This is a genomic window from Streptomyces sp. NPDC088923, from assembly GCF_044749745.1.
Classification (GTDB): domain Bacteria; phylum Actinomycetota; class Actinomycetes; order Streptomycetales; family Streptomycetaceae; genus Streptomyces.
Window position 1 is genome coordinate 208,657 of record NZ_JBIVIO010000001.1, and the last position, 24,421, is coordinate 233,077.

At 71.5% G+C, this 24,421-nt stretch carries 30 protein-coding genes; 11 read left to right on the forward strand and 19 right to left on the reverse strand.

Annotated features, from left to right (window positions below):
* Nucleotides 1–4 precede the first annotated feature (4 nt).
* From ACIP4O_RS01010 to ACIP4O_RS01045, 8 genes are all read right to left on the reverse strand, one after another.
* Nucleotides 5–193 carry a hypothetical protein gene (locus tag ACIP4O_RS01010; RefSeq protein ID WP_401569965.1) on the reverse strand — a complete coding sequence of 63 codons (189 nt, stop codon included), beginning with the start codon at nt 191–193 and terminating at the stop codon, nt 5–7.
* An 87-nt stretch (nt 194–280) separates the two neighbouring features.
* A complete protein-coding gene (locus ACIP4O_RS01015; protein WP_401569967.1) occupies nt 281–838 on the reverse strand; it encodes a GGDEF domain-containing protein in 558 nt (185 codons plus the stop codon).
* A 5-nt stretch (nt 839–843) separates the two neighbouring features.
* The gene (locus tag ACIP4O_RS01020) at nt 844–1,146 is read right to left on the reverse strand and encodes a SpdD protein (protein ID WP_401569970.1); all 303 of its coding nucleotides are present in this window, start codon (nt 1,144–1,146) and stop codon (nt 844–846) included.
* 18 nt (nt 1,147–1,164) lie between these two features.
* On the reverse strand, nt 1,165–1,353 hold the full coding sequence (locus ACIP4O_RS01025) for a mobile element transfer protein (protein ID WP_009067238.1): 189 nt from the start codon (nt 1,351–1,353) through the stop codon (nt 1,165–1,167).
* Nucleotides 1,354–1,368: 15 nt separating this feature from the next.
* On the reverse strand, nt 1,369–2,049 hold the full coding sequence (locus tag ACIP4O_RS01030) for a DUF2637 domain-containing protein (RefSeq protein ID WP_401573754.1): 681 nt from the start codon (nt 2,047–2,049) through the stop codon (nt 1,369–1,371).
* 6 nt (nt 2,050–2,055) lie between these two features.
* Nucleotides 2,056–2,235 carry a hypothetical protein gene (locus ACIP4O_RS01035; RefSeq protein ID WP_401569973.1) on the reverse strand — a complete coding sequence of 60 codons (180 nt, stop codon included), beginning with the start codon at nt 2,233–2,235 and terminating at the stop codon, nt 2,056–2,058.
* Between the two features lie 5 nt (nt 2,236–2,240).
* A complete protein-coding gene (locus ACIP4O_RS01040) occupies nt 2,241–3,587 on the reverse strand; it encodes an FtsK/SpoIIIE domain-containing protein (protein WP_401569976.1) in 1,347 nt (448 codons plus the stop codon).
* A gap of 3 nt (nt 3,588–3,590) precedes the next feature.
* The gene (locus tag ACIP4O_RS01045; RefSeq protein ID WP_007824776.1) at nt 3,591–3,926 is read right to left on the reverse strand and encodes a hypothetical protein; all 336 of its coding nucleotides are present in this window, start codon (nt 3,924–3,926) and stop codon (nt 3,591–3,593) included.
* A gap of 187 nt (nt 3,927–4,113) precedes the next feature.
* Between ACIP4O_RS01045 and ACIP4O_RS01050 the strand changes: the two genes are divergently transcribed.
* On the forward strand, nt 4,114–4,872 hold the full coding sequence (locus ACIP4O_RS01050) for a GntR family transcriptional regulator (RefSeq protein WP_401569977.1): 759 nt from the start codon (nt 4,114–4,116) through the stop codon (nt 4,870–4,872).
* Between the two features lie 3 nt (nt 4,873–4,875).
* Here the strand turns inward: ACIP4O_RS01050 and ACIP4O_RS01055 are convergent, their stop codons facing one another.
* A complete protein-coding gene (locus ACIP4O_RS01055; RefSeq protein WP_401569980.1) occupies nt 4,876–5,496 on the reverse strand; it encodes a nuclease-related domain-containing protein in 621 nt (206 codons plus the stop codon).
* An 867-nt stretch (nt 5,497–6,363) separates the two neighbouring features.
* Between ACIP4O_RS01055 and ACIP4O_RS01060 the strand changes: the two genes are divergently transcribed.
* Together ACIP4O_RS01060 and ACIP4O_RS01065 are read left to right on the forward strand one after the other, a co-directional pair.
* Nucleotides 6,364–6,603, forward strand: a complete 240-nt coding sequence (locus ACIP4O_RS01060) for a DUF2188 domain-containing protein (RefSeq protein WP_401569982.1) — start codon at nt 6,364–6,366, stop codon at nt 6,601–6,603.
* A gap of 4 nt (nt 6,604–6,607) precedes the next feature.
* Nucleotides 6,608–6,784: a hypothetical protein gene (locus ACIP4O_RS01065; protein WP_401569985.1), complete on the forward strand. Its 177-nt coding sequence runs from the start codon at nt 6,608–6,610 to the stop codon at nt 6,782–6,784.
* A gap of 373 nt (nt 6,785–7,157) precedes the next feature.
* Here ACIP4O_RS01065 and ACIP4O_RS01070 read toward each other — a convergent pair whose 3' ends face one another.
* Nucleotides 7,158–7,718: a hypothetical protein gene (locus ACIP4O_RS01070; RefSeq protein ID WP_401569987.1), complete on the reverse strand. Its 561-nt coding sequence runs from the start codon at nt 7,716–7,718 to the stop codon at nt 7,158–7,160.
* 198 nt (nt 7,719–7,916) lie between these two features.
* On the opposite strand from ACIP4O_RS01070, the gene ACIP4O_RS01075 reads away from it, so the two are divergent.
* The 4 genes from ACIP4O_RS01075 (at nt 7,917) to ACIP4O_RS01090 (ending at nt 12,766) form a co-directional block, all read left to right on the forward strand.
* Nucleotides 7,917–8,795, forward strand: coding sequence for a DUF2797 domain-containing protein (locus ACIP4O_RS01075; protein ID WP_401569989.1), 879 nt, complete (start codon nt 7,917–7,919; stop codon nt 8,793–8,795).
* Nucleotides 8,796–8,980: 185 nt separating this feature from the next.
* Complete coding sequence (locus tag ACIP4O_RS01080) at nt 8,981–9,970, forward strand: amidohydrolase family protein (protein ID WP_401569991.1); 990 nt, start codon at nt 8,981–8,983, stop codon at nt 9,968–9,970.
* A 711-nt stretch (nt 9,971–10,681) separates the two neighbouring features.
* Nucleotides 10,682–11,446 carry a response regulator transcription factor gene (locus tag ACIP4O_RS01085; protein WP_401569994.1) on the forward strand — a complete coding sequence of 255 codons (765 nt, stop codon included), beginning with the start codon at nt 10,682–10,684 and terminating at the stop codon, nt 11,444–11,446.
* 543 nt (nt 11,447–11,989) lie between these two features.
* Nucleotides 11,990–12,766, forward strand: coding sequence for a TetR/AcrR family transcriptional regulator (locus tag ACIP4O_RS01090; RefSeq protein WP_361326768.1), 777 nt, complete (start codon nt 11,990–11,992; stop codon nt 12,764–12,766).
* An 83-nt stretch (nt 12,767–12,849) separates the two neighbouring features.
* Here ACIP4O_RS01090 and ACIP4O_RS01095 read toward each other — a convergent pair whose 3' ends face one another.
* The 5 genes from ACIP4O_RS01095 to ACIP4O_RS01115 form a co-directional block, all read right to left on the reverse strand.
* Nucleotides 12,850–13,320 (reverse strand): PPOX class F420-dependent oxidoreductase, encoded by a 471-nt coding sequence (locus tag ACIP4O_RS01095; protein ID WP_401569997.1) that lies wholly within the window; start codon nt 13,318–13,320, stop codon nt 12,850–12,852.
* A 111-nt stretch (nt 13,321–13,431) separates the two neighbouring features.
* Nucleotides 13,432–13,959, reverse strand: a complete 528-nt coding sequence (locus ACIP4O_RS01100; RefSeq protein WP_401569999.1) for a tetratricopeptide repeat protein — start codon at nt 13,957–13,959, stop codon at nt 13,432–13,434.
* A 205-nt stretch (nt 13,960–14,164) separates the two neighbouring features.
* Nucleotides 14,165–14,983: a YceI family protein gene (locus ACIP4O_RS01105; protein WP_361326432.1), complete on the reverse strand. Its 819-nt coding sequence runs from the start codon at nt 14,981–14,983 to the stop codon at nt 14,165–14,167.
* Between the two features lie 178 nt (nt 14,984–15,161).
* Nucleotides 15,162–17,717 (reverse strand): MFS transporter, encoded by a 2,556-nt coding sequence (locus tag ACIP4O_RS01110; protein ID WP_401570002.1) that lies wholly within the window; start codon nt 17,715–17,717, stop codon nt 15,162–15,164.
* A 13-nt stretch (nt 17,718–17,730) separates the two neighbouring features.
* Complete coding sequence (locus ACIP4O_RS01115) at nt 17,731–18,216, reverse strand: MarR family winged helix-turn-helix transcriptional regulator (RefSeq protein WP_007824809.1); 486 nt, start codon at nt 18,214–18,216, stop codon at nt 17,731–17,733.
* Nucleotides 18,217–18,564: 348 nt separating this feature from the next.
* On the opposite strand from ACIP4O_RS01115, the gene ACIP4O_RS01120 reads away from it, so the two are divergent.
* Nucleotides 18,565–18,771 carry a hypothetical protein gene (locus ACIP4O_RS01120; RefSeq protein ID WP_361326438.1) on the forward strand — a complete coding sequence of 69 codons (207 nt, stop codon included), beginning with the start codon at nt 18,565–18,567 and terminating at the stop codon, nt 18,769–18,771.
* A gap of 75 nt (nt 18,772–18,846) precedes the next feature.
* Here the strand turns inward: ACIP4O_RS01120 and ACIP4O_RS01125 are convergent, their stop codons facing one another.
* The 3 genes from ACIP4O_RS01125 to ACIP4O_RS01135 form a co-directional block, all read right to left on the reverse strand.
* The gene (locus ACIP4O_RS01125) at nt 18,847–19,932 is read right to left on the reverse strand and encodes an RNA polymerase sigma factor SigF (RefSeq protein ID WP_361326771.1); all 1,086 of its coding nucleotides are present in this window, start codon (nt 19,930–19,932) and stop codon (nt 18,847–18,849) included.
* 263 nt (nt 19,933–20,195) lie between these two features.
* On the reverse strand, nt 20,196–21,020 hold the full coding sequence (locus tag ACIP4O_RS01130; protein WP_164290739.1) for an RNA polymerase sigma factor SigF: 825 nt from the start codon (nt 21,018–21,020) through the stop codon (nt 20,196–20,198).
* 261 nt (nt 21,021–21,281) lie between these two features.
* Entirely contained in the window at nt 21,282–21,455 is a 174-nt protein-coding gene (locus tag ACIP4O_RS01135) for a hypothetical protein (protein WP_361326441.1), read from the reverse strand.
* A 278-nt stretch (nt 21,456–21,733) separates the two neighbouring features.
* Between ACIP4O_RS01135 and ACIP4O_RS01140 the strand changes: the two genes are divergently transcribed.
* The 3 genes from ACIP4O_RS01140 (at nt 21,734) to ACIP4O_RS01150 (ending at nt 23,119) form a co-directional block, all read left to right on the forward strand.
* Nucleotides 21,734–21,940, forward strand: a complete 207-nt coding sequence (locus ACIP4O_RS01140; RefSeq protein WP_401570007.1) for a DUF3592 domain-containing protein — start codon at nt 21,734–21,736, stop codon at nt 21,938–21,940.
* 279 nt (nt 21,941–22,219) lie between these two features.
* Nucleotides 22,220–22,651 (forward strand): DUF3592 domain-containing protein, encoded by a 432-nt coding sequence (locus ACIP4O_RS01145; protein ID WP_401570010.1) that lies wholly within the window; start codon nt 22,220–22,222, stop codon nt 22,649–22,651.
* An 84-nt stretch (nt 22,652–22,735) separates the two neighbouring features.
* Complete coding sequence (locus tag ACIP4O_RS01150; protein WP_401570012.1) at nt 22,736–23,119, forward strand: DUF3592 domain-containing protein; 384 nt, start codon at nt 22,736–22,738, stop codon at nt 23,117–23,119.
* A 228-nt stretch (nt 23,120–23,347) separates the two neighbouring features.
* Here the strand turns inward: ACIP4O_RS01150 and ACIP4O_RS01155 are convergent, their stop codons facing one another.
* A complete protein-coding gene (locus tag ACIP4O_RS01155) occupies nt 23,348–24,337 on the reverse strand; it encodes an aldo/keto reductase (RefSeq protein WP_401570015.1) in 990 nt (329 codons plus the stop codon).
* Nucleotides 24,338–24,421: the final 84 nt, after the last annotated feature.

A 24,421-nucleotide genomic window follows, 5' to 3' on the forward strand; every position in this document is an offset into this window, starting at 1 on the left:
CCGGTCACCGCCCGGCCGTGACGGGGGCGGGGGCGGTGCGGGTCGTGGTGCCGGTTCCGTGGCAGGCGGGGCAGACGACGGGGAGGGTGTGGCGCTGCCCGGTGGGGGTCGTCTGGCCGCTGGTGATGTGGGCGACCGCGAAGCCGTCGCAGGCGCCGCAAATGGGCATGACGGGGTAGGGCTGGGGCATCATGGTGCACGTACCTCTCTGGTTTCTTGGCTGGTGGGGTGCGCCCCGGAGCGGCGGAAGTTTGGCGACCGAGGCCGCTCCGGGGGTTGGTCAGTTGTGGGTGTTGCGCCTGCCGCGACGGCCCCTGTCCTTGTCCGCGTACATGGCGGCGTCGGCGTGGGTGAGGGCGGCGGACAGGTCCGGGACGGGCAGGTCGTGGCGGTGGCAGAAGCCCGCCGAGGCGCCGACCGGGAGCCGGGTGCCGTGGTGGGTGACGGGCTGGTTGAGGGCCCAGCCCAGGGCGCGGGGGCCGGGGGTGCGGGCGAGGTCGGGGACGGCGGCGGCGAACTCGTCCCCGCCGAGGCGGGCGGCGATCCCGTGGGGTCCGGCCCAGAGCGCGAGGCGCTGAGCGGTCGCGGTGAGCACCGCGTCACCGGCGTCGTGCCCGTACGTGTCGTTGATCGCCTTGAAGTCGTCCAGGTCCACCAGGAGGACGACGGCGTTCGGGGACTTGGCGAGGAGCCGGGACGCGCGGGCGGTGAAGGCGGCGCGGGTGGGAAGGTCGGTGAGCGGGTCGCGACGGGCGGTGGCCAGGCTGCGGATGAGGTAGCCGGAGTGGGTGGCCCAGCCGACGACCGGGACGACGGCCGCGAGGGCGGTGGCGTCCACCGGGCTCACCGGCCCTTGCGCAGGTCGTTGAGGAGCAGGCGCAGGACGACGGCGACCACGGCGACGGAGACCCCGGTGATGGCGACCGCGAGGAGCATGGACACCAGGACGGTCCCGACGACAAGGACGGCGGCCGTCCCGCCGGCGGCGACCGTGATGACGGCGGCCGGGGTGAGCTGGACCGTGGACCGCGAGACCGGCACGGGCGCCGGGGCCGGGGCCTGCACGGGGACCGGGACGGTGCCGTCCACGGGGACGGTCGGGGTGGTCGGCGGGGTGTCGTGGGGCGGGTACTTCGGCGTGAACACGGTGGTGGTTCCTTCCGGTCAGGGCTTGCAGTGGTGGGTGCGGGCGGCGAGTTCGGCGGCGGAGCGGTCGCGGTAGTCGGCGGAGAAGCCGCAGCCAGGGGCGGTGCAGGCGGCGGTGTGCCGGGCGGTGCCGTGGCGGTCGTAGTAGGTGCCGACCTGCACGGGTCCGATCCGGATCGTGCGGCGGTAGCGGTTGGGCACGGGCACGGTGTCTCCCTTGGCTCAGGTGAGCTGGAGTTCGGCGGTGACGGCGTTGGCGAGGGCTTCGGGCAGGCCGAGGCGGGCCCGGAGCGTGGCGGCGGGGATCGGTTCGCCGGAGGCGGCGCGGTGGGCGTCCGCGACCTTGCGCGCGTGATCGAGCAGCGCGGGCGGAACACCGGGGGCGGACGGCTTCGGAGCGGGTGGCGGCTCAACGGCCGGTGCGGGTGCGGGGTCGGCGGCGGGGAGTGCGGCCGGGGCCGGTTCCTCCTCGCGGTCGATCTCGACTTCCGCCGGGGCCGGGGCCGGGGCCGGGGGCGCCGGTTCGGGGTCGGGTGCGGGGGTCGGGGTGGTGTGGTGGATGAGGAGGCTTCCGCCGAGGAAGGCGAGCGCGGGCCAGCCGGCGACGAGGATGCGCAGCCAGGCGGGGACGTGCACGAGGTCGAGGAGACCGGCGGTGGCGACGTTGGCGCCGAGGGAGGCGGTCAGGGCGATCCCGAACCACGTCCAGGCCGTGCGGTCCCCGCGTGAGGTCCGCAGCCGACGCCACGCGGCGACAAGGAGCAGGTCCACCGAGATCGGATAGGCCCACGCCTTCCACCCGTCCTGCCCGGCCGCGTCCGCCACGTCGTGGATGTGGGCGAAGGACAGGGCCCCGGCGATGACCGCTTGCACGAGCACCGCATCAACTCGCATACGGGACAGGGCGGTTCACTCCTTCGCGGGAGTGGTCGGGGAGGCTTCGCCGCTGCCGAAGCAGCTGAGGCACATGCCGTCCTGCTTGCCGACCACGCGGCGCTTGCGACCGACTCGGACGGCGACCGCGACCACTCCGGAGCCCTGGCACACCTCGCACGCGGCGGGCGCCGGCGGCGTCTTCTTCCTGGTCATGGCGGTCACTCCGTCACCGGGCGGGGCCGCACGACCGGGGCCGGAACCGTGTCCGGGGTCGCGGGGACGGGCGGGCGGAACGGGTCGAGGGCGGGCAGGCTGTCGGGGACGAGGTGGGCGAACTCCCGGCAGACGGCGACCACTTCGGCCTGTGTCGTCTGCGGGGTGCGGATGCGGGACCAGCCCCCGGAGGAGTCGGCGGCGACCGCGAGGCCGGGCCTGTCCGGCGGGATCGACGTGGCGACCGGTACGGCGTCCGGGGCAACGTCCCCAAGGCCCATCTCGGCGGTCTGCTTGTCGTTGACGCGGTGCACAACCCGCCCGGTGAGCTGTGCGCGGAGCATCGTGGCGCCCTTGCCCAGCTCGGAGCCGAAGCGCTGCCCGCACACCTCCAGATACATCCCGACCGCACGGGCCATCTGCGCCAGCCGGATCAACGACGTGACCAGCCGCTCCCGCCGCTCCTCGTCCTTGCGCGAGGCGGTGAGGAAGAGTTCCGCCACCTCGTCCACGAGCACCACCAGCGGCACCGGCCGCAACTTCGCGGGCAGCTCCCACACGTCCGAGGCCCCGTGCGAGGCAATCAGGTCGAACCGCGCCTCCATCTCCGCCACGAGGACGGACAGGAGCCGGTCCGCGTCGTCGGGGGTGGTGGCCAGTGCGGACAAGCGCGGGGCGTAGGCGGACTGTTCGACGCCGTGCTTGCAGTCGATCCCGACCACCGCGACCGGCAGCGGCGCGAGGCCCTTGACCAGGTTGCGCTGGTACATCGACTTGCCCGACTGGTTCGCCCCCAGCGTCAGCGAGTGCGGCACCTGCCGGAAGTCCCGTACGAACGCGGTACCGTCCTCCCGCAGCGCCACCGGGACCACCGGGCCCTTGCCCTTGGGCGAGCGGCGCGGCATCCGCACCCGGCGCAGTACGTCGTAGCCGGTCATCCGCAGTTCCACGAACCCGGGCTTCGTCGGGACCACGGTCACCGAGTGGACGCCCCAGGCGTGCCGAAGGCGTTCCGAGGCGGCGGCCACGTCGGCGGGTTCCAGACCGGCCGGGAGCCGCAACGTCACCCGCAGCCCCGTCGAGGTACCGCGCAGGCGGCGCACCTTCGGCGGAACCGGCTGCACCTCACGGTGAGCGACGTTGCGGACCATGAACGCCCGCAGCCGCGACGGCTGAACCGTCAGGTCACACACGTCCATCACCGACGAGTACGTCCAGGTGAACCGGGCCGAGGCGAGCGGCAGGCCCACCGTGGACCAGTACAGGCGCGGCGCCCGGTACTTCGCGACCCCGAGCCCGCCGGCGGCCGACAATGCCCCGGAGGCTTCGAGCCACAGCGACAGATCCGGCATGGCTCACGCACCCGCCAGACTGGTCACCGCGACGGCGCGGAACGAGATCCCGTGCCGCTTCTGGCCGTTGAACTCGTTCTCCCAGTCCCGCGCCTTGAGCCCCGTCACCGACACCGGCGAACCCGGCGCGAGGTCCGACGAGACGCCCGTCTCCGGCACGGTCACCTGGTAGAGGTTCCCCTCTCCGTCGTCCGAGATCAGCAGCCCCACCGTGGAGAGCCCGGCACCGGTCTCCCGGTCCACCGCCCGCTCCCCGGTCTGCTTGTTCACGAGCTTCGGCACCGGCGCGGTCGCCACGAACACGATCGCGGTCGAAAGGTCGATCTTGAAGACGGCCATAGCTCATCCCTTGTTCGAGGAGGCTGCCGTTCGCAACCTCTCTAGACATCTCCAGTGAAGGGCAGATCTCTAGAGACGTCAAGAGGGATGTATAGAGAGGTTCGTTTGGTCGAAGATCGGCAAGGCGCGCGAGATGCGGTGACGGACCTTTGCCCTAGGCTGTCTAGAGAAGAGAGGAGGGCTACCCATGGCCAGCACCGACGGCGACCGTCGGCCGAAGTACCAGCGGATCGCGGACACATTGCGGGAAGCGATTCAGGCAGGCGAGTACGTCCCAGGTGATCGGCTTCCTGGTGAGAACGACCTCATGAACGCGCACGGCGTGGCGCGCATGACCGCCCGGCAGGCGCTCGGGGTGTTGCAGAGCGAGGGCATCGCGGAATCCCGCAAGGGCGCCGGCGTCTTCGTTCGCGCGTTCCGTCCCCTGCGGCGCCGGGGCATCCAGCGGCTTTCACAGCAGCAGTGGGGCTCGGGCCGCTCGATCTGGTCGGCGGACACGGAGAACCGCGACCTCGTGGTCGATCAGGTCCAGGTGACCGAGGAGGCCGCGCCCGAGCACATCGGGGTGGTACTCGACCTGGAGGAGGAGGGCACGGTGTGCGTCCGACGCCGCCGGTTCGTCCTCGACGGCAAGCCGGTCCTCCTGGCCACGAGCTACCTACCGATGGGCATCGTCGCGGGGTCCGCGATCACCGAGGAGAACACCGGGCCGGGCGGTACGTACGCACGGCTGGCCGACCTCGGTTTCAAGCCCGTGCACTTCCGCGAGGAGATCCGCTCCCGGATGCCCTCGAAGGACGAGGCACGGCAACTCGGCATCACCGCCGGCACGCCCGTCATCCTCATCTGCCGCACGGCGTTCGCCGACGAGGGCCGCCCCGTCGAGATCAACGAAATGACGCTCGACGCCGCCTCGTACATCCTGGAGTACGACTTCGACGCCTGAACCTCACCGAGGCGACAGCCACGTTTCCTCGCGCCGGGCGACCTCGTAGACGCGGGTCATCAAGTCTCGATCCAAGGTCGGGCTGAGCCCAGAAAGAAGCCGCCCGATCTCCGGCGCTTCGACCACCAGGACCGGCGGGTTCGCGTTCTTGACGGTGACCTTGGCGGCGTCTATGACAGCGATCACGGGACGTACGGGTATGGCCGTGCCGCAGCGCCGCGACAGGAGGTCGGAGACGCGCCGTGCTTCAGCGAGGCTCGCCGCTATGTGCGGGGTCGAGCGGCCGTTGACGGTGATGGCGCGATCTCCGTACCAGACCTTCTTGTCCTTGTGGCGCTTGGAGTTGATGGAGAAGACCCCGGCTGGGCCGATGGCCAGGTGATCTACGTCCGTGCCGGTCGGCCACTGGAGCGCGTGGAGGACGTACCAGCCGTGACGGCGAAGGCGGTTCAGACGCTTGCCGGTGAACTGTTCGCCCGCCAGCCCGCTCGACCAACTCCAGAGGTCCGACTTCGGCCGTCGTCGGTCGATAGCCCGTTTCAGAGGGTTGGGCTCCAACTCGATCAGCTTGCGCCGAACCGCATCCCCAGGGCGCCGCGCCGACAGATCACCGATATCCCGCACCGTTCCTCCCCCGTTGCCTCGGTAACCCCATCAGCGCATCATCCGCACGAGGCCGTGCCTAGGAGGCGATCCAGCCAGCCCGCTGTTACAGGTTTCTCTACTTCATCAAGGCACCCGGCTGCGCTCCGCTCCGCCGGGCGCGCTCCCGGCTCCACCGGGGCGCCGCTCCTGCCTCCGGCCCGCTCCGCCCCGCTCCGCCGACGCGCGCCCCTGGGGACGGGTGCGCACGGGGCCGATGCGTGACGAACCGGGGCCGGGCTTCGGTCAAAGACGTGCCTCCGGCGGGGGCGCTCATGCGTCCGGGATGGAGGGGGCGGCTCGGGCGTCCGCCGGCATCGTCGGGGTGAGCGTGGGGAGCTTCCATCCCGCCCACCTTCGGCCCAGCCAGAGGCGAGCAGCCACGGCCCAGGGCGTCAAGGTCGTTCGTACAGTGGCGCGCTCCACCTTGACGCCCTGAACCGCGCCCGCTCCACGGTGTGTGGGCCGAAGGCGGACGGGATGGAAGCGGGGCGGGTGGTGAGCATAAGGAGCGACGCGTGTGATCACTGCGTTCGCGAGCTGTCGCCGGGCCTCAACTGTCGGTGGTGAACCGTATCCTGTTGTCCGGCTGTGTCCGCGAGACCATATGTAGTGGTGTGCATCGCGGGTTCACTACTAGATGTTGTGGTGGGAGTTGCTGATGGGCCGTCGGGGATGCTTCACTGATCCCGTCAAACCCAAACAGGCCCCAGCCGGGGCCCAACTTGAGGTCGGGCATGGGCATGGGGCCTGATGCGTTGGTCGCGCCTTCGGGACCCTACCGTCATCGCTTGGCGTAGCCAAGGCGGCGGTTGTCATCCCGTGCCTGGTCTTGGAAACGGAATCATCATGTCTGAACGCCCCAAGATCAGGGACGTAGTGCCTCACCAGGATGGATGGGCTGTCACCAACCCCGAGGCGGACCGGGCCAGCGCCATCTTCCCGACCCAGGCTGAGGCTGCTGCGCGAGCGAAGGAGATCCTGAGCAACGCGGGCGGTGGCGAGCTGCGGATCCGGGGGAAGAACGGCCAGGTCCGGGAACAGAACACCGTCCCGCGTGGGAACGACCCGCGTAGCTCGAAGGGCTGAGGGCGTGGAGAAATACGTGATCAATAAAGATCGCAGCGACTCACGCCTCGTCGAGGCCGAAAGCTTCGCAACGGTAGGGGACTTCATCGACTTCTTCGCCCGCCGCCAGGGAGTGCCAGCGGTGATTCTCCGCGTTCGAAGCAGCGCGGTGCGAACTGTTGAGTTGATCAGCAGCGAGTAGTGCCAGGCGTACAGCACCGAAGTACAGCAACCTCACCGACCGCCTCCGTCCGGTAGCGTTCCTCAGCGGCCAGTCATTAGCCGGTACGACCGGTGGTGACCGATCTGTCTAGAGCTACGGATCAGAAGGTTGTAGGTTCGAATCCTACCGAGTGCACAGCAGGGAAGAGGCCCCGGAGAAATCCGGGGCCTCTTCGTGTTGCGTGGGCGGTTTTACGTCCGTCTCCTCTGTTCACGTCCGTTTCGTGTGCGCCTGAACGGTGTTGTGGCGGACGCGCTGGGGGCCGCCGGGGGAGGCCGCCCTGTCAGGGGGGTGCCGCAGGCGGTTCTGTCTGGTGGTTCCGTGTCTTGTGCCCCGCGCCCCGTGCGCCGGCTCAGTACGTCCAGCGCCAGGCGTTCGAGCGGTAGGAGCAGGTGATCGGGGAGCCGGCGGCCGTGGTGGTGCGGGCGCCGTGGTCGCTGTTGCGGCAGAACTGGCCCGCCGAGTAGCAGTTGCCCGCGTTGGAGACGATCGAGCAGGTGCCGGTGCTGCTGCGAGCGGTACCGCTGCCGCTGCCGTCGGTGCTCTTGCTGTTACCGCTGCCGCTGCCGCTGCCGCTGCCCGATGTGGTGGTGCTCGTTCGTGCGGTCTTGGTGACCGTGACGGTGACTGTCGGGGTGGGGGCCGGCTCGGCCTTCATCGTCTTGGTGACGGTGGGGGCGGGTTCGGGGGTGGCCGTGGCGGTGACCGTCGCCCGGGCGGTCACGGTGGTCGCGGGTGCCGCCTTGGCCGCGACGGTCTCCTGGCCGTCGTCCCCGGCGGAGCCGATGAGCGCGCCGGTGAGCAGGAGCGCCGTACCGCCGACCCAGACGAGGACGCGCTTGTGCAGCGGGCGTGCGGGGCCGGGGTCCGTGGTGGATGCCCCTGGCGTGCCGTACGGGTTCGGGTTGGTCATGTCGTCCCCCCGGGGAGCTTTTGGCGAAGTGGGACGACGGTAGTGAGCCGGTGGGGAATGTGGGGGTTATGTGGAGAAGGTGTGGCCCATTCGTGATCTGTGTCGCGTCGCGTGGACCGCGAGGATCGGCGTCCCGAGTGGGCCTCTGGGGACGGGAGGCGCGGTCCGTTGTCGGTGGCTTCCGTTACGGTCGGCGCAATGGAGCGTGGTGCGGGGTGGTGGTGTGCCGGGGCGCGGTGGGAGGCGTCCGGGCGGGTCGGCTTGCGGTGGGTGGGGGAGCGGGTCAGCGGTCTCGGCGCGGGGGAGCGGGTCGGATTCCGGGTGGTGGGTGAGCGACGGTGTCTCGGGGTGTGGCGAGGCGGCCGGTGGCGGGAGTGCGGCCGGGAGGCCGTGCTCGGGGAGGGGGGTGCGCGGGCGCAGTGCGAGGAGTGCGCGGCGCTGGACCGGGTGCGGTCGGTGGCGGCCGATACGTACGCGGATGACCCACGCCCGTACCGCGTGTACCTGGCGTGGTTCGGGCCCGGGCTCGTGAAGGTCGGGATCACGGGGGTGGCACGCGAGGGGGTGCGGCTCCTGGAGCAGGGGGCGCTCGCGTACTGCTGGCTCGGGCAGGGCCCGTTGATGGCGGCGCGGCGGGCCGAGGAGGTGGTGCGGCACGGGCTGGGGGTGCCGGACCGGATTCCGTACGCGCGCAAGCGGGCGGCCCGCGCGAGCGTCGGCGACTGCCGGGCCGAGCTGGGACGGGTGCACGGGGCGGCGCGGGAGCTGCCCGGGTGGCCGGAGACGGTGGAGCCGCTGCCCGGTGGGGTCGTGGAGCACGGCGGCGTCTTCGGACTGCCGCTGCCGTACGGGGGTCTCGTGCGCGGGCTGCGGGGCGGGGCGGTGCTCGTGGGGACAGTACGGGGCGTCGCGGGGCCCGATGTGCACCTCGACGTCGCGGGGGAGCCGGGCACCGTCGTGCTGGACACCCGGCGGCTCGCGGGGTGGTGCCTCGCCGGGGTCGGCGAGGGCGCGGTGACGACGGCCGGGCTTGTCGAGCGGGTGGGGGAGGGAGGAAAGCAGGGGGAGTTGTTCTGAGCGCGACTCGCCTTGGGGATGGGCCGCCGCGTTCGGCTGGGGTGCTTTCGGGCGGCGGGGTGCCTTGGGGTGGGGTGCTTCCGGCTGGGGTGCTTTCGGGCGGACTGCCTTGGGGGGGGTGCTCTCGGGCGGGGTGCTTCCGGCTGGGGTTGTTCCGGGCGCATGAGGGCGGCAGGGTGGCCGGCATGGTGAGCGAGGAACTGGGCGGGGATCGCGGCGAGCACGGGGATCGCGGCGAGCACGGGGAGCGGTCGGCGCGGGTCCTGGGGCTTGAGCCCGGCGGCGCGCGGGAGGTGGCGGCGGTACGGGAGTTCGCGCGCCGGATCGGGGCGGGGCACGGGCTCGTCGACGTGCACACGCACTTCATGCCGGACCGGGTGCTGCGCAAGGTGTGGGCGTACTTCGACGCGGCCGGGTCGCTCGTCGGGAGGCCGTGGCCGATCACGTACCGCCGTGCCGAGGACGAACGCATCGCGGTGCTCCGGGCCTTCGGCGTGCGCGCCTTCACGTCGATGCTCTACCCGCACAAGCCGGGCATGGCCGCGTGGCTCAACGAGTGGGCCGCCGACTTCGCCGGACGTGTGCCGGAGTGCCTGCACACGGCGACCTTCTTCCCGGAGCCGGGCGTCGAGACGTACGTAAGGGCGGCGGTGGAGCGCGGGGCGCGGGTCTTCAAGGCGCATGTGCAGGTGGGGGCTTACGACCCGGCGGAGCCGGTGCTCGACCCGGTGTGGGGGCTGCTCGCCGAGGCCGGGGTGCCGGTCGTGGCGCACTGCGGCTCGGGGCCCGTGCCGGGGAAGTACACGGGCCCTGGGCCGATGCGGGAGGTCCTCGCGAGGCATCCGCGGCTGCGGCTCGTCGTCGCGCACCTCGGCATGCCCGAGTACGGCGAGTTCCTCGATCTCGTCGCCGACTACCCGGAGGTGCGGCTCGACACGACGATGGCGTGGACGCGCTTCGCCGAGGAGTGCGCGCCGTTCCCGCGCGCCGAACTGCCCCGGCTCGGGGCGTACGGGGACCGGGTGCTGCTCGGCACGGACTTCCCCAACACTCCGTACCCGTACGCGCATCAGCTGGAGGTGATGGCGGACCTGGGCCTCGGCGAGGAGTGGCTGCGGGCGGTCTGCCACGACAACGCGGCGAGGCTCTTCGGGCTGGAGGACAACGTTAGTTGAGGGGAGGGGGTCGCGCGAACGGGTCGCCGCTGGCTGTGGATAACTCGGGCCGAAGCGGAAATCCGCTCACTCTTGAGGGTGAGTCGTTGGGCGAGTTCGGCGGAGTTGTCCACAGATGTGGGCGGAGGGGGCGGGGAGGGGGGTGGGGTGCGGAAGACTTGGTGTTGGGGTCGCCCCCCAGGGCGGGTGGGGGCTGTCCGCTGGGGGAGCTGTGCGTGTGCGTGCGGGGGCGTTCGCTGAGAGGCGGGTGAGCGGGCTGCCCGCTGAACAGGCCGATGCGAGGCGCCCGCTGACAGTACGGGCGGCCCCGGCTGAGGCGGATCGGGGGCCCTCCCGGAAGCGTGTGGCTGGGGTCGGCTCCCGCACCGCGCGGCCGGAGCTCCCTCCCGTACCGCGCGGCTGGGCCCGCTCCCGTACCGCGCAGCTAGGGCCCGCTCCGCACCAATTGGCTGGGGCCCCGAACCGCGCGGCCGGAGCCCGCTCCCAACCCGCGCGGCCGGAGCTCCCTCCCCCACCGCGCAGCCGCCCCCTCCCCCACCGCGCACCTGACCCCCTCCCGACCTCGCCGCCGCAACCCGCCCCCACCCCGCCGCCGGAACCCACCCCCTTTGCCTCCCCCCACCCTTCCTTTGCCGCCTCCCAACGGATTTCTCAGCGAAATCACAGATTCGCGCAAGGGGCCTCTCAGAGGAGACGCACAGGATAGGGCCCATGACCACGATTCCGCCCCAGGGGCACACCGAAGCGAGCGTGGACGGGCGTCCCGTCCGGGTGCTCGTCGTGGACGACGAGACCAATCTGACCGAGCTGCTCTCGATGGCCTTGCGCTACGAGGGCTGGGAGATCCGTACCGCGACGGACGGCGCGGGGGCGGTGCGCGAGGTGCGGGGGTTCCGGCCCGATGCCGTCGTGCTCGACATGGTGCTGCCGGACATGGACGGGCTCAGCGTGCTGCACCTCATGCGCCGTGAGCAGCCCGATACGCCCGTGCTGTTCCTGACCGAGAAGGACGCCGCCGCCGATCGCGTCGCGGGGCTGACCGCCGGCGGCGACGAGTACGTGAGCAAGCCGTTCAGCCTGGAGGAGGTCGTGGCGCGGCTGCGCGGGCTCATCCGGCGCGCGGGTGCCGGGCGGCGCTCCACCTCCGTGCTCACGGTCGGTGATCTCGTGCTCGACGAGGACAGCCACGAGGTGTCCAGGGGCGGTACGAACATCCATCTCACCGCGACCGAGTTCGAGTTGCTCCGCTACCTCATGCGCAATCCGCGGCGTGTGCTGAGCAAGGCGCAGATCCTGGACCGTGTGTGGAGTTACGACTTCGGCGGTCAGGCGAACGTCGTCGAGCTGTACATCTCGTACCTGCGGCGGAAGATCGACCGCGGCCGCGAGCCGATGATCCACACCCGGCGCGGCGCCGGGTACCTCATCAAGCCCGCCGAACTCTCCACCGCCGCCGTCCCCGCCGGCCGTCACTGACCCCGGCTCCGCCGCACCGCCCGCACCCGGCACGCCGCACCGCCCGCACCCCGCACCCGGCACGCCGCACCGCCCGCACCCCGCACGCCCCGACGGACGCACCCGGCATCACCGCGGTTCCGCCCCCGCACCCCCGCTGAACACACCCTCTCCCGCCTTCACTTCACCCGCAGGGATGAAAGCGAGTGCGGGCCGGTTTCGGGGCGGCCCCCGCCGTGCAGGCTCTGTGCGACACCGCTCACCCGCGGTTCACCGACCGGCGGTCCGCCCCGCCGACGCCTTCCCGCTGCCCCGCTCGCGCCTCACCAGCCCCACCCGTCCCAGCCGCCCCGCCACATTCCCCGTCCTGCCGAACGGCCGCCTCCGCGAGGGCCGTTCGGTCCGGTCCGTGCAGGTCGCGAGGGCGCGGTGGCAGACGGGGGCGAGGACAGGGCGCATCATGGGGTACGCGGTCCTCAGCGGTCCGCACACCCGTGCGGGGCGCGGGTGGGGCCGGCAGGGCCGCTTCGGCGGCGGAGGTGAGGGCAGCGTGGTGAGGTGGGCATGGTGAAGGGGCGCGCGGTGGGTGCTGTCCGGGCGAGCGTGTGGCTCACGGACGCCGCCGCCCGGACACGTACCCGCAGGAGCGAGCAGCCCTCCGGGCTCGACCGCGAGCGCATCACGGCGGCGACGGTGCGGCTCCTGGACCGCGAAGGGCTCGCGCGGTTCTCCATGCGGCGCCTCGCGGGTGAGCTGAAGGTCACCGCGATGTCCGTCTACTGGTACGTGGACACCAAGGAGGACCTCCTCGAACTCGCCCTGGACGCCGTGGTCGGCGAGCTGACCGTGGGCTCCGAGGGCCTGGAGGGCGACTGGCGGCAGCGGCTGCGGGAACTCGCGCGCGCCTACCGCGCGATGATGGTCCGCCACCCCTGGGTCGCCCCGCTCATGGGCAGTTACCTCAACATCGGCCCCTGCTCGCAGGCGTTCTCGCGGCGCATGCGCGCCGTGCTGCACGACTCGGGGCTCGGCGCCAAGGAGCAACTCGGCGCGCTCTCTGCCGTCTTCCGCTTCGTCTACGGATTCGGCGCGATCGAGGGCAATGTGATCCGCCGCTGCCGTGCGGCGGGCCACACGCAGGACGAGTACTACCGCGAGGCGATGGGCTCGATGGCGCGCCGCCCCGAGTTCGTCGAGTCCTTCGGTGACACCGAGGAACTCTTCGGCCCCGAGGGCATGGGCGGCGGCGTCGCGGAGATGCGCGAGCGCGATTTCGCCTTCGCCCTCGATCTCCTCGTCACCGGTATCGAGGCGATGGCACGGGAGACGGCCGCCACCTGAGGGCGCGGCGGACGCCCCCCGCCCCCGCCGTCCCCCGGATGCCCACCGCGCCCCCGCCGTCCCCCGGACGCCCCCCCGCCCCGTCAGTCCTCCTCGACCAGCCTCGCCGGGAAGCCGCCCGTCGCCACCGGGCCCCAGCGGGTCGGCGTGACGCGGATGATCGACTTGCCCTGCTTGATCATCGCCGCCCGGTACTCGTCCCAGTCGGGGTGCTCGCCGGAGATGTTGCGGAAGTACTCGACGAGCGGTTCGACGGAGTCCGGGGCGTCGATGACCTCGGCCGTCCCGTCGACCTGGACCCAGGGTCCGCCGAAGTCGTCGCTCAGCACGAGGACGCTGACGCGCGGGTCGCGGCGCGCGTTGCGGGTCTTCGCGCGCTCCGGGTACGTCGAGACGACGATGCGCCCCGAGTCGTCGACGCCGCACGTCAGCGGCGAGCCCTGGGGGGAGCCGTCGGCGCGGCGGGTGAGCAGGATCGCGTGGTGCCTGGGCCGGACGAAGTCGAGCAGCGCGGTCAGGTCCACGGTGGTGTTGGTCGCGACGGAAGGTGCCATGGCGGGGAGCCTATTCCCGTTCCGGGGGGCGGGAGAAGCGGCTTGCCGTTCGGCGGGGGCCGTCCCGTGAAGCCGGCTCGCCTCTCGGGACTCCGTCCCGGACCCCGCTCCTCAGTCGCCGGAGGGGCCGGATTCCGGTGCGCTGGCCTCCCCCAGCATCCGCGCGTAGTTCGCCATCGACCGCTGGTAGCGCGGCAGGTGCGGGGCGAGCGCCGCGACCGCCTCGGCGACGCCCTCGCGGGCGCGCCCCGCGTCGGCGAGCGCGAGGGCGAGGACGGCAGTGAGCGCGTCGCTCAAGTGGTCCTCGCCGTGGGCGCGTTCGGCGGTCAGGAGGCTGATGGACTCCTCCGGGTAGCCGAGCGCGCGCCGCGAGCTGGCGAGCTGGATGACGGCGCGGCGGCGGCGTTCGCCGGGCAACTCGCCACGCAGCGCCTGCCGGTAGAGCGGTACGGCCTCGTCGGTGCGGCCCAGCGAGTCGCGGGCCGCCGCGCGCTCGAAGAGCGCGACGGGGTGCCCGGCGCCGAGTTCGGCGGCGAGCGCGTCGGTGCGGGCGAGGAAGTCCTCGGGGGCGAGCGCGTCGATCCGGGACCACAGCGCTGCGCTGCGGTCCTCCCAGTCCTGGGCCGTGGTGGTGGTCATGGCGGCGGTACGTCCTTCCGGAGGGGCGGTACGGGTACGGGGCGCCCTGCCACGTACCGGCGGGCACGGACCCGCCACGTACCGGCGGTCGCGGACCGGCCGCGTACCGGCGCAGCCGTCACCGTACCGGCGCGAGCGCCGCGCCGCGCGCGAAAAAAGCGCGCCCCCGCCGCGGCGGAAGCGCGCCCTTTCCGGCGGGAAACCGTCACATCTGGGGCAGTTCCGCTCCCTGGACCGCCTGGATGTCCAGTTCGACCCGCAGCGTCGTGCCGATCGCGGCGATGCCCGCCTGGACGACCTGGTTGTAGTTCATCTTGAAGTCCTCGCGGTGCAGCTCCGTCGTCGCGCGGAAGGCCGCGCGGGTGCCGCCCCAGGGGTCGGCGCCGGTACCGAGGTAGCTGAGGTCGAGGGCGACGGGGCGGGCGACGCCGCGCATCGTGAGTTCGCCCTCGACGGTCCAGCGGTCCTGGCCCGCGGGGACGACGGCGGTGGAGCGGTAGGTCAGCTCCGGGTAGCTCTCGACGTCGAGGAAGTCGGCGGAGCGCAGGTGTCCGTCGCGCATCTCGTTGCCCGTGTCGATCGACGCGGCCTCGATCGTCGCGCTGACCTGCGAGCGGGCGACGTCCTCGGAGATGTCGACCCGGCCGCTGAAGCGCGTGAAGCGCCCGCGGACGCTGGAGATGCCCAGGTGCTGCGCGACCGCGCCGATCGAGGAGTGCACGGGGTCGATCGACCAGGGCCCCGGCGGGGGCAGCTCGGTGCCGCCCTGGCGGGCGAGGACGACGGTCCCCGCCTCGGCGCGTCCCGAGACGGTGACGAGGGCGGTCGAGGCGGCCGGGGCGTAGCCCACGGCCGTGACGATCACCGTGTACGGGCCCGGCCTGAGGTCGGTGGCGTCGTGGACGTCGCCGTCGGTGTCGGCCTGTGCGCGCAGGACCTGCGTGCCGGTCATGTCGGTCATCGTGACGACCGCGTGCGGTACCGCCCACCCGTCACGGGTGCGGATACGAGCGCTGAGTCCCATCCGGTTTCCTTCTCCTTGCCCCCCGGGAGCACGCCCCCGGCGTCCGTACGACGAAATGCGGGCCCCGGTGCGCGGAAGTGGCCGGCCGTCCCCTGCCGGCCGCCGCTCACCGGGGCCCTTCCCGCGAGGGCCCCGCGCACGCTTCCGCTCCGGGCGTGCGCGGGGCCACCGGGGTTCTCTACTCGCCCGGGTGGGCGAGCTCGATGTCGTGGCCCTCGGCCCCGGCACCGTTGACTGTCAGACCGGTGGCCACCGGCGGGTAACCGGTCGCGATGACCGTGTACTCGCCGCTGTCCAGGTCGGCGAAGCCGTAGGCCCCGTCGTCCCCGGTCGTGGTCGTTCCGACCACGTTGCCCGCCGCGTCCACGAGCGTGACACGCGCGTCGCGCAGCGGTCCGCCCGCGGCGCGGACGACGCCCTGCACCTGGGCGCCCGACTGGAGCGCGACCTCGATCCGGGTGACCCCGGTGCCCGCGATCTCGACGGGGAGGGCCGCCGGGCGGTGGCCGCTCGCGTTGACCGCGACCGTCACCTGGCCGGGCGGCAGCTCGCCGAAGGCGAACTCGCCGCGCTCGGCCGTCTTGCCCGTGGCGAGGACGTCCCCGCGCACGTCGGTCACGATGACCATCGCGTCCGGGACGGGCTCGCCGGCGTCGGCGCTGCGGACGGTGCCCGCGAGACCGCTCGTACCGCTGAGCACGATGTCGTACGTGACCGGCTCCTCGCCGACGACGATCGTGGTGGCCTGCGGCTGGAAGCCGTCGGCCGAGGCGATCAGTACGTAGCTGCCCGCTCCGGGCGCCTCGGTGGCGTATCCGCCGTCGGGGCGGGCCGCGGCGCGGCCGAGCTGGCTGCCGCCGAGCGAGATGAGCGTGACGCTCGCCTGCGCCAGCGGGGCGTTCTCGGCGCCGCGCACGTAACCGCTGACCGGGATGCCCCCGGTCGGGGCCCCGTCCTCGGGCGCCGCGGCCGTGGCCTGGGCGACGGGGGCGGTGGCGAGGGCGGTCGCCGTGCCGGTACCGCTGCCTTCGGTGGCGAGCGGCTGCGTCTCGCTGACGGCGGTGGTGGTCTGCGGGGCGGGGACCTGGGCGGCGGCCTGGGCGGGCGCCTCCGAGGTGACCGCACCGGCCGTGGCCGGCTCCGCGCTCATCGAGGTGCGCAGCGGCACCTCCTTGATGAACAAGGTGATGAGGAAGGCGACCAGCGCGCACGGCGCGGCGAAGAGGAACACGTCCGCGACGCCGGAGCCGTAAGCGCTCTCGACGACCGTCTTGAAGGGCTCGGGGATGAGCTTCACGTTCGGGATGGCGTTGCCGTTGCCGAGTGCGCCACCGGCGGCCTTGGCGGCCTTGGGGCCGAGGTCGGCGATGCCGTCCTTGATGTGGTCGCTGACCCGGTTGCCGAGCACCGCGCCGAGCGCCGAGACGCCGACCGCACCACCGAGGGAGCGGAAGAAGGTGACGACGGAGCTGGCGGAGCCGAGGTCCTGCGGCTTGACCTGGTTCTGCGTGCAGAGCACCAGGTTCTGCATCATCATGCCGATGCCGAGGCCCATGAGGGCCATGAAGATCGCGATCTGCCAGTACGCGGTGTCGTACTCGATCGTGCCGAGCAGGCCGAGGCCCGCCGTGACGAGCGCGCCGCCGGAGACCAGCCACGCCTTCCAGCGTCCGGTCCTGGTGATGATCTGCCCGGAGACCGTCGAGGAGATGAAGAGTCCCCCGATCATCGGGATCGTGAGGATGCCGGACATCGTCGGCGACTTGCCGCGCGCCAGCTGGAAGTACTGGCTGAAGAAGACGGTGCCCGCGAACATCGCGATACCCACGAAGAGCGAGGCGAGGGAGGCGAGCGTGATCGTCCGGTTGCGGAAGAGCCGCATCGGGATGATGGGCTCCGCGGCCTTCGATTCGATGAAGACGAAGATCACTCCGAGCACCACCGCGCCCGCGAGCATCGCCCCGGTCTGCCACGACAGCCAGTCGTACTTGTCACCGGCGAAGGTGACCCAGAGCAGGAGCAGCGAGACGGCCGCGGCGACGAAGAAGGCGCCGGCCCAGTCGACCTTGACCTTCCGCTTCACGACCGGCAGGTGCAGCGTCTTCTGGAGCACGATGATCGCGATGATCGCGAAGGGGACGCCGACGTAGAAGCACCAGCGCCAGCCGAGCCACGAGGTGTCGGTGATGACGCCGCCGAGCAGGGGGCCGCCCACGGTGGCGACCGCGAAGGTCGCGCCGATGTAGCCGGAGTACTTGCCGCGCTCGCGCGGCGCGATCATGGCCGCCATGACGATCTGCGCCAGGGCGGAGAGACCGCCCACGCCTATGCCCTGGAAGACGCGGAAGATGATCAGCATCCCCGCGCTCTGCGAGAGACCGGCGGCGGCGGATGCCAGCACGTAGATGATCAGGGCGACCTGGACGAGCAGCTTCTTGTTGAACAGGTCGGAGAGCTTGCCCCACAGGGGTGTCGTCGCGGTCATCGCGAGGAGCGAGGCCGTGACCACCCAGGTGTAGGCGCTCTGGCCGCCACCGAGGTCACCGATGATGTGCGGCAGGGCGTTGGAGACGATCGTCGACGACAGGATCGCCACGAACATGCCGAGCAGCAGCCCGGAGAGCGCCTCCATGATCTGCCGGTGGCTCATCTGCACCTGGCCGTTGTCGCCAGGCGCCGCGGAACCGTGCTTGGCATGGCTGCCCCGCACACCGGATGGTGTGGTTGTTGCCATGAACTTCCTTCTTCTACGAGGGTGTACCGGTGGTCTGTGCGATGGAGTCCGGGAGCTTGGACCAGGCGGTCCGGCAGTCCCCGAAGCTGTCGCGCAACCGCGCGAGCAGCGAATTGAGCTGGTCCACGTCTTCGTCGGACCAGTCCTCCAGGTAGTAGGAGAGCGCCGTGACGTGGCGCTCGGCGAGCTGAGCCAGCAGGTCCGTGCCCTCGGGTGTGAGCCGCAGGATGCGGGACCGCTTGTCGTGCGGGTCCGCGACGCGTTCCACCCACCCCCGATCGGCCACGTGCGCCACGTGCCGGCTGGTCACGGACATGTCCACCGCGAGCAGCTCTGCCAGTCTGCTCATCCGCATCTCTCCGTACCTGCTCAGCAGGTGGAGGACGGCGGCGGAACCACCGGGGCAGTCGGGGGGGAGAATGCGGCCGAGGCTGCGTTTGACGACGCCGAAGGCGCTGAGCTGACGGGCCAGCTCCTCGTATCGAGGCTGCTTGGCCATCTCGATCTCCCGTTTTGTTGCTTAAGGCAAACATAAAACCGATGGTTGCCCCAGGCAAACGAAATCGGACCAAGCGAGTCAAAGGTTTCGCAAAGGGTCCGCAAAGCGGATGTGTTTGTTACGGAGCGTGGTGGCCGGGTGTGGTGCGTCACGTGGGGTTGTGGCCCAGGTGATGATGCGTGGGGCTCCGCCCCACACCCCGCTCCTCAAACGCCGGAGGGGCTGATAATTCCCCTCAACGGCCGGGGGCTGATGAAAGTGCGTGACCGGGCCTCAAAACCCGGGCGAAACGGGCTTGTTCGGGGGCCCGGGTTGGGGCTTGGCCCCGGATTCGCTAGGGTCCCGCCCATGGCACACAACCAGGGCCCCGAGCAGACCCCCGACCCGGCCGGCAACACGCAGATGTTCCGCGCCTTCGTGGACGAGGAGGCGCCGCGCCGCCAGGGCGGTGTTCAGCAGCCCGCCCAGTCCTCCGGCCCGCGCGTCGGATTGATCATCGGCGTCGTCGTGGCGATCGTGATCATCGCCGCCGTGGTGTGGCTGGCCGTCGGCTGACCAGCGCTTCTTCTTGTTCTACGCGTGCGGGGCGGGCCTCCGACAGGGAGGCCCGCCCCGGGACGGCGCGTACGTTCAGTCCGCGATCAGCCCTTCGCGCAGCTGCGCCAGCGTCCGCGTGAGCAGCCGCGAGACGTGCATCTGCGAGATGCCGACCTCCTCGCCGATCTGCGACTGGGTCATGTTCGCGAAGAAGCGGAGCATGATGATCCGCCGCTCGCGGGGCGGGAGCTTCGCGAGCAGGGGTTTGAGCGACTCGCGGTACTCGACACCCTCCAGCGCCGTGTCCTCGTAGCCGAGGCGGTCCGCGAGCGAGCCCTCGCCGCCGTCGTCCTCGGGAGCCGGGGAGTCGAGCGAGGAGGCGGTGTACGCGTTGCCGACCGCGAGGCCGTCGACGACGTCGTCCTCGGAGACGCCGAGCGCCTTCGCCAGCTCAGGCACCGTCGGGGAGCGGTCGAGCTTCTGCGCCAGCTCGTCGCTCGTCTTGGTGAGCGCGAGACGCAGCTCCTGGAGCCGCCTCGGCACCCGTACCGACCACGAGGTGTCGCGGAAGAACCGCTTGATCTCGCCGACCACGGTCGGCATCGCGAAGGTCGGGAACTCGACCCCGCGCTCGCAGTCGAAGCGGTCGATCGCCTTGATCAGGCCGATCGTGCCGACCTGGACGATGTCCTCCATCGGCTCGTTGCGGCTGCGGAAGCGCGCCGCCGCGTACCGCACGAGCGGGAGGTTCAGCTCGATGAGGGTGTCGCGGACGTAGGCGCGCTCCGGGCTGTCCTGGGCGAGGGTCGCCAGGCGCAGGAAGAGGGCGCGCGAGAGGGTGCGGGTGTCGAGGCTCGCGGAGGAGGCGGCGCCCGTCTCCGGCGCCGCTCCCGCCTGGGCCTCGGCGGGCGGGGCGTCGACCGGCGGGATGCCGGCCGGTGGCGCGTCGATCGACGGGACGTCAGCCGCCAGTACCGACAGCAGGTCTGACGGGGTATCGGTGGCGGCCTCGGCGAGGCGCTCCGTGACGGCTTCGGTACGGGGCTGCGGGAGCGCCGTATCGAGCGTGCTGCGGCCCGCGAAGGGCCTGGCGGGAGGCGTGGCGGCCACCCGGTCGAGCCCGTCGGGGGTGCCCTTGCTGAGCGTGAGCACCTGCGAGCTGCCCTGTTCTGCGGACATGGCGGACATGGAGGACATGCCACCCCCTTGAGGTCGCGGACGGTCGCGGCGGGCGCTCCCGTCTGAGGAACGCAGCCTTCCCCCTGAATACCGGAGGTCGGGCTGCGGCAAACGCCGTTCCAGCAGAATGTCACATGTCGGCAACACGCTGTAGCGGTATGTCGACAATCGACAGCCGGGCAGACCCGGGAAAAGGGGCTTCGAGGGCTATTTCAGGCGGGTCACGGCCTGGTGGGAGGCAAAAGCGAAAGTACCCGTTCCGGTTACGCGTCGATCCTGTTTGCGGATCTGAGACGCGCGAAGCTGCGCGCGAGCAAACGTGACACGTGCATTTGCGAGACGCCGAGCTCGGCGCTGATCTGGCTCTGCGTCAGGTTGTTGTAGTAGCGCAGCAGGAGGATGCGCTGCTCGCGCTCGGGGAGCTGGACGAGCAGGTGGCGGACGAGGTCGCGGTGCTCGACGCCGTCGAGGGCGGGGTCCTCGTACCCGAGCCGGTCGAGCAGCCCGGGGAGCCCGTCGCCCTCCTGCGCGGCCTCCAGCGAGGTCGCGTGGTACGAGCGGCCCGCCTCGATGCAGGCGAGCACCTCGTCCTCGCCGATGCGCAGGCGCTCGGCGATCTCGGCGGTGGTGGGGGAGCGGCCGTGCGCGGTCGTGAGGTCCTCGGCGGCGCTGTTGACCTGGACCCACAACTCGTGGAGTCTGCGCGGTACGTGGACGGTGCGGACGTTGTCGCGGAAGTACCGCTTGATCTCGCCTACCACGGTGGGCATCGCGAAGGTCGGGAACTGCACGCCCCGCTCGGGGTCGAAGCGGTCGATCGCGTTGATCAGGCCGATCGTGCCGACCTGGACGACGTCCTCCATCGGCTCGTTGCGGCTGCGGAACCGGGCCGCCGCGTAGCGCACGAGCGGCAGGTTCGCCTCGATGAGCGCGGCCCGCACCCGCCCGTGCTCCGGGCTGCCGGGGGTGAGGTCCTTGAGCCGGGCGAAGAGCACCTGGGTCAGGGCGCGGGTATCGGCCCCCCGGCTCCGGGGCGTCGTCGGCGGCGGTGTCGCGGGCGTCGTACTGGCCGGCACGGTCATCGCCATCCCTTTTCCGCCTCGGTCTGTCCCTGACCCGACCTGTTCACTCTTCCGTCAAAAGCGGTCATAGCATCACAAGACATGCGCATCGTGCGCAAGCACCGGTGAAGGTCGTGTTGGGGGCGCGGAGGAACGGCGCAAGGGGCGCGTGCGGTGGTACGGGCGCGGGACGGGGCCACGGGGCGGGGCCGCAGGGCGGGGCTGTACGGGGATGCGCGGGGGCCGCCGCGCGCGGGCTCGGCGCGGGGCGTTACGCGGTGGCGGGGCTCACTTGGCCCCGTTGGCCACCCAGGTCATGAAGTCGCCGACGGCGCTCGCGCCGTCCGAGACGCCCTCGAAACCCATCTGGACGTAGTCCGCGGCCTTGGCGGGGTCGGTGATGATCACGTACAGCACGAAGACGATCACCGCGAAGAGCGCGATCTTCTTGGCCTGCGGCACCCCGGTCCCCTCCCCTGTGCGTGACCCCGTGCGTGACGTTCTGTCATCGCGCCCGTGACGGCCAATCGTACGGTCGTACGGTACGCGCGGGGAGTCTAGCCTGTCCGCCCCACGAGGACCCGTGCGGAACTTCCCCCCGCGCCCGGGCGTTCCCCTCACGAGGCCCCGCCGACCCGAAGGGTGACCTGCCGTGAGCGACCCCGGCACTGCCGCCGACCCCACACCCGTCGTCGGCCTCCTGCACCCCGGCAGCATGCGACCCGGCCGATCCCACGATCGTGTCGCACCTCAAGGGGGACGGCGTCCGGCGGCACTTCCGGGAGGGCGAGCGCGTCACTCTCTCCTACGACCCCAAGAACCACCGGGACACGAAACTGGCCGAGGACCGTACGCGTCTCGACCCGTGGTGGGGCGTGCTGTACGTGTCCCCTTTCGGGCTGATCCCTCTCGCGCTGGCCTGGGTCGGCCTTTCCCTGCGGGGCTAGGAACCTGACGGGCGAGTGGCGGGGCGGCCTCGGTCTCCTCGGACACGGGCACGCCGGTCGAGTGGTGCTGGCGCCCGCTCCCGTCCCAGGCCGCCGGCACCTTCAGCGCGCGCCACGAGATCGCTCCTGGCCAGTGGAGGAACTCAAGTGTCAGGTCTTCTCGTTCGGTGTGGCCTGAGGGCTTTCGCCGTGATCTGATGTCCTGTTGAGGCGCGCGCGGCGACATCCCGGGAGCGGCCCCGACAGGTACGGGCGGGGCGGGCAGGGAGGGGCGATCGGGTGCTGTACAGCGAACTGGCGGTGGATCTGTCGGGGGGCGCGATCTGGTTCTTCACGGGTGGATTCGTGTGGATAGGAATCGGAATCCTGCTGTCGCTGGCGGAGGTGCGGCGCGCGCGGCGCAGGCGGGAGACCACCGGAAAGTGCGTGTCCTCGTCGTACCGGCCCTCGGACAGGTCGTACTCGTACACGTTCAGGGACCCGGCCGATTCCACGATCGAGGCGCGCGTCCGAGTGGGTTCGGGCGCCGGCCAGCGGCACTTCTCGGAGGGACAGAGCGCCACCCTCTCCTACGATCCCCGGGACCACAGGGATGCGAAGCTGGCCGAGGAGCGTTCTCGCCTCGACCCGTGGAAGGGCGTGCTGTACGTCTCGCCCTTCGGGCTCATACCTCTCACCCAGGCCTGGGTCGGCCTTTCGATACTCCGGTAGGGCGGCGGCGGGCATGCGGGCTTTCAGCAAACTCCCACGCGCCGTCGGCGACGGAGAACACGCAACGAACAAAGGGGTCGTGTCATGACCCTTCTTCTCTATTCGCCCGCTGCCGTTGCCGCGGTGATCGGGCTCTTGATGATGCTCCCGAGGCGTTTTCTGAAGAGGCACGGCAAACCCGTCATGGGGGAGCGGGGAAGCGCGAGCGTCGGGACCGGTTCGCTCGACGTCGTCATCCACTACGCGGACCAGCACGGCATGAAGCGGCACATCACGGTGGACTTCTCGGATATCGGCAGCGAGGAGCGGGGCGATCCGGTCGCGCTCGTCTACGACCCGGGCAGGCCGGGCCGGGCCATGACCCTGAAGGAGTTCACGGCGCCCTGGTGGCGCACGGTCGGCGGGTTCCTCGTCATCCTCGGAATGGTCATCGCTCTCGGGGCGAGCGTTCCGTTGGTCCTCGCCTGAGCCGGAGCGCGCGAGCCGGCCCGCCCGTGTCTCCCGCCGGACACGGGCTGGGCGTGAACGCGCAGTACAGCTCTTCGGCGCTCGCCTTCCCCGGGGCGCGGCGCGGCACTGGTTCGCCGGGTGGATCAGCGACCGCCGCCGCTGCCGCCGCTCGTCTCATCCGTTGAGGCTCAGTCTTCCGCAGGCCGAGCCCCGGTCTCCCTGCCGCAGGCGTCCCTTCCCCTCACCTCACCGGTTCACCGCCCGCATGCCCGCCTCGTCGTACCGTTCGCCGGCCGCCTTCGGCACCTCCGCCTCGATGCGCGCCAGCTCCTCCGCCGTCAGCTCAACGTCCAGCGCAGCCACGTTCTGTTCGAGGTAGGTACGGCGCTTCGTGCCCGGGATGGGGACCAGGTCCTCGCCCTGGGCCAGGACCCAGGCGATGGCGAGCTGCGCGGGGGTGACGCCCTTCTCGGCGGCGATCTCCTTCACCTTCGCCGCGAGGCGCTGGTTCGCGGTGAGGTTGTCGCCGGTGAAGCGGGGGCCGTGGCGGCGGAAGTCGTTCTCGTCGAGTTCCTCGGGCGAGGAGAACCGGCCCGCGAGGAAGCCGCGCCCGAGCGGCGAGTACGGCACGAAGCCGATGCCCAGCTCGCGGCACGCGGGCAGGACCTCGGCCTCGGGATCGCGCGTCCACAGCGAGTACTCGGTCTGCACGGCCGCGATCGGGTGCACCGCGTGCGCGCGCCGGATCGTCGCCGCGCTCGCCTCGCTCAGGCCGATGTGGCGGACCTTCCCCTCCGCGACGAGTTCCGCGAGCGCCCCGACCGTCTCCTCGATCGGCACCCGGGGGTCGACCCGGTGCTGGTAGTAGAGGTCCACGTAGTCGGTCCCGAGCCGCTTCAGCGAGCCCTCGATCGACGTGCGCACGTGCTCCGCCGAACCGTCCTGGGGCCCGACCGTGCTCGGGTCGCCCGGTACGGCGTCGTCCATCCGCAGGTTGAACTTCGTGGCGATCACGTACTCGTCGCGGTGGCCCTTGACCGCCCGGCCGACCAGCGACTCGTTGGTGAGCGGACCGTACATCTGCGCCGTGTCGAGAAAGTCCACGCCCAGTTCGCGGGCGCGGCGAATCGTTTCGATGCCCTCCTTCTCGTCGGCGGTGCCGTAGAAGGCGGACATCCCCATGCAGCCGAGACCGAGCGGCGAGACCTCCAGGTCCCCGAGTGTGCGCTGCTTCATGTGCGTACGAGCCTTTCGTCGTGGCCTTCGTCCGGTTATGGGCAGCCGGTGCCAGGGAACGACGCTAGGAGATGGAGTGCGCTC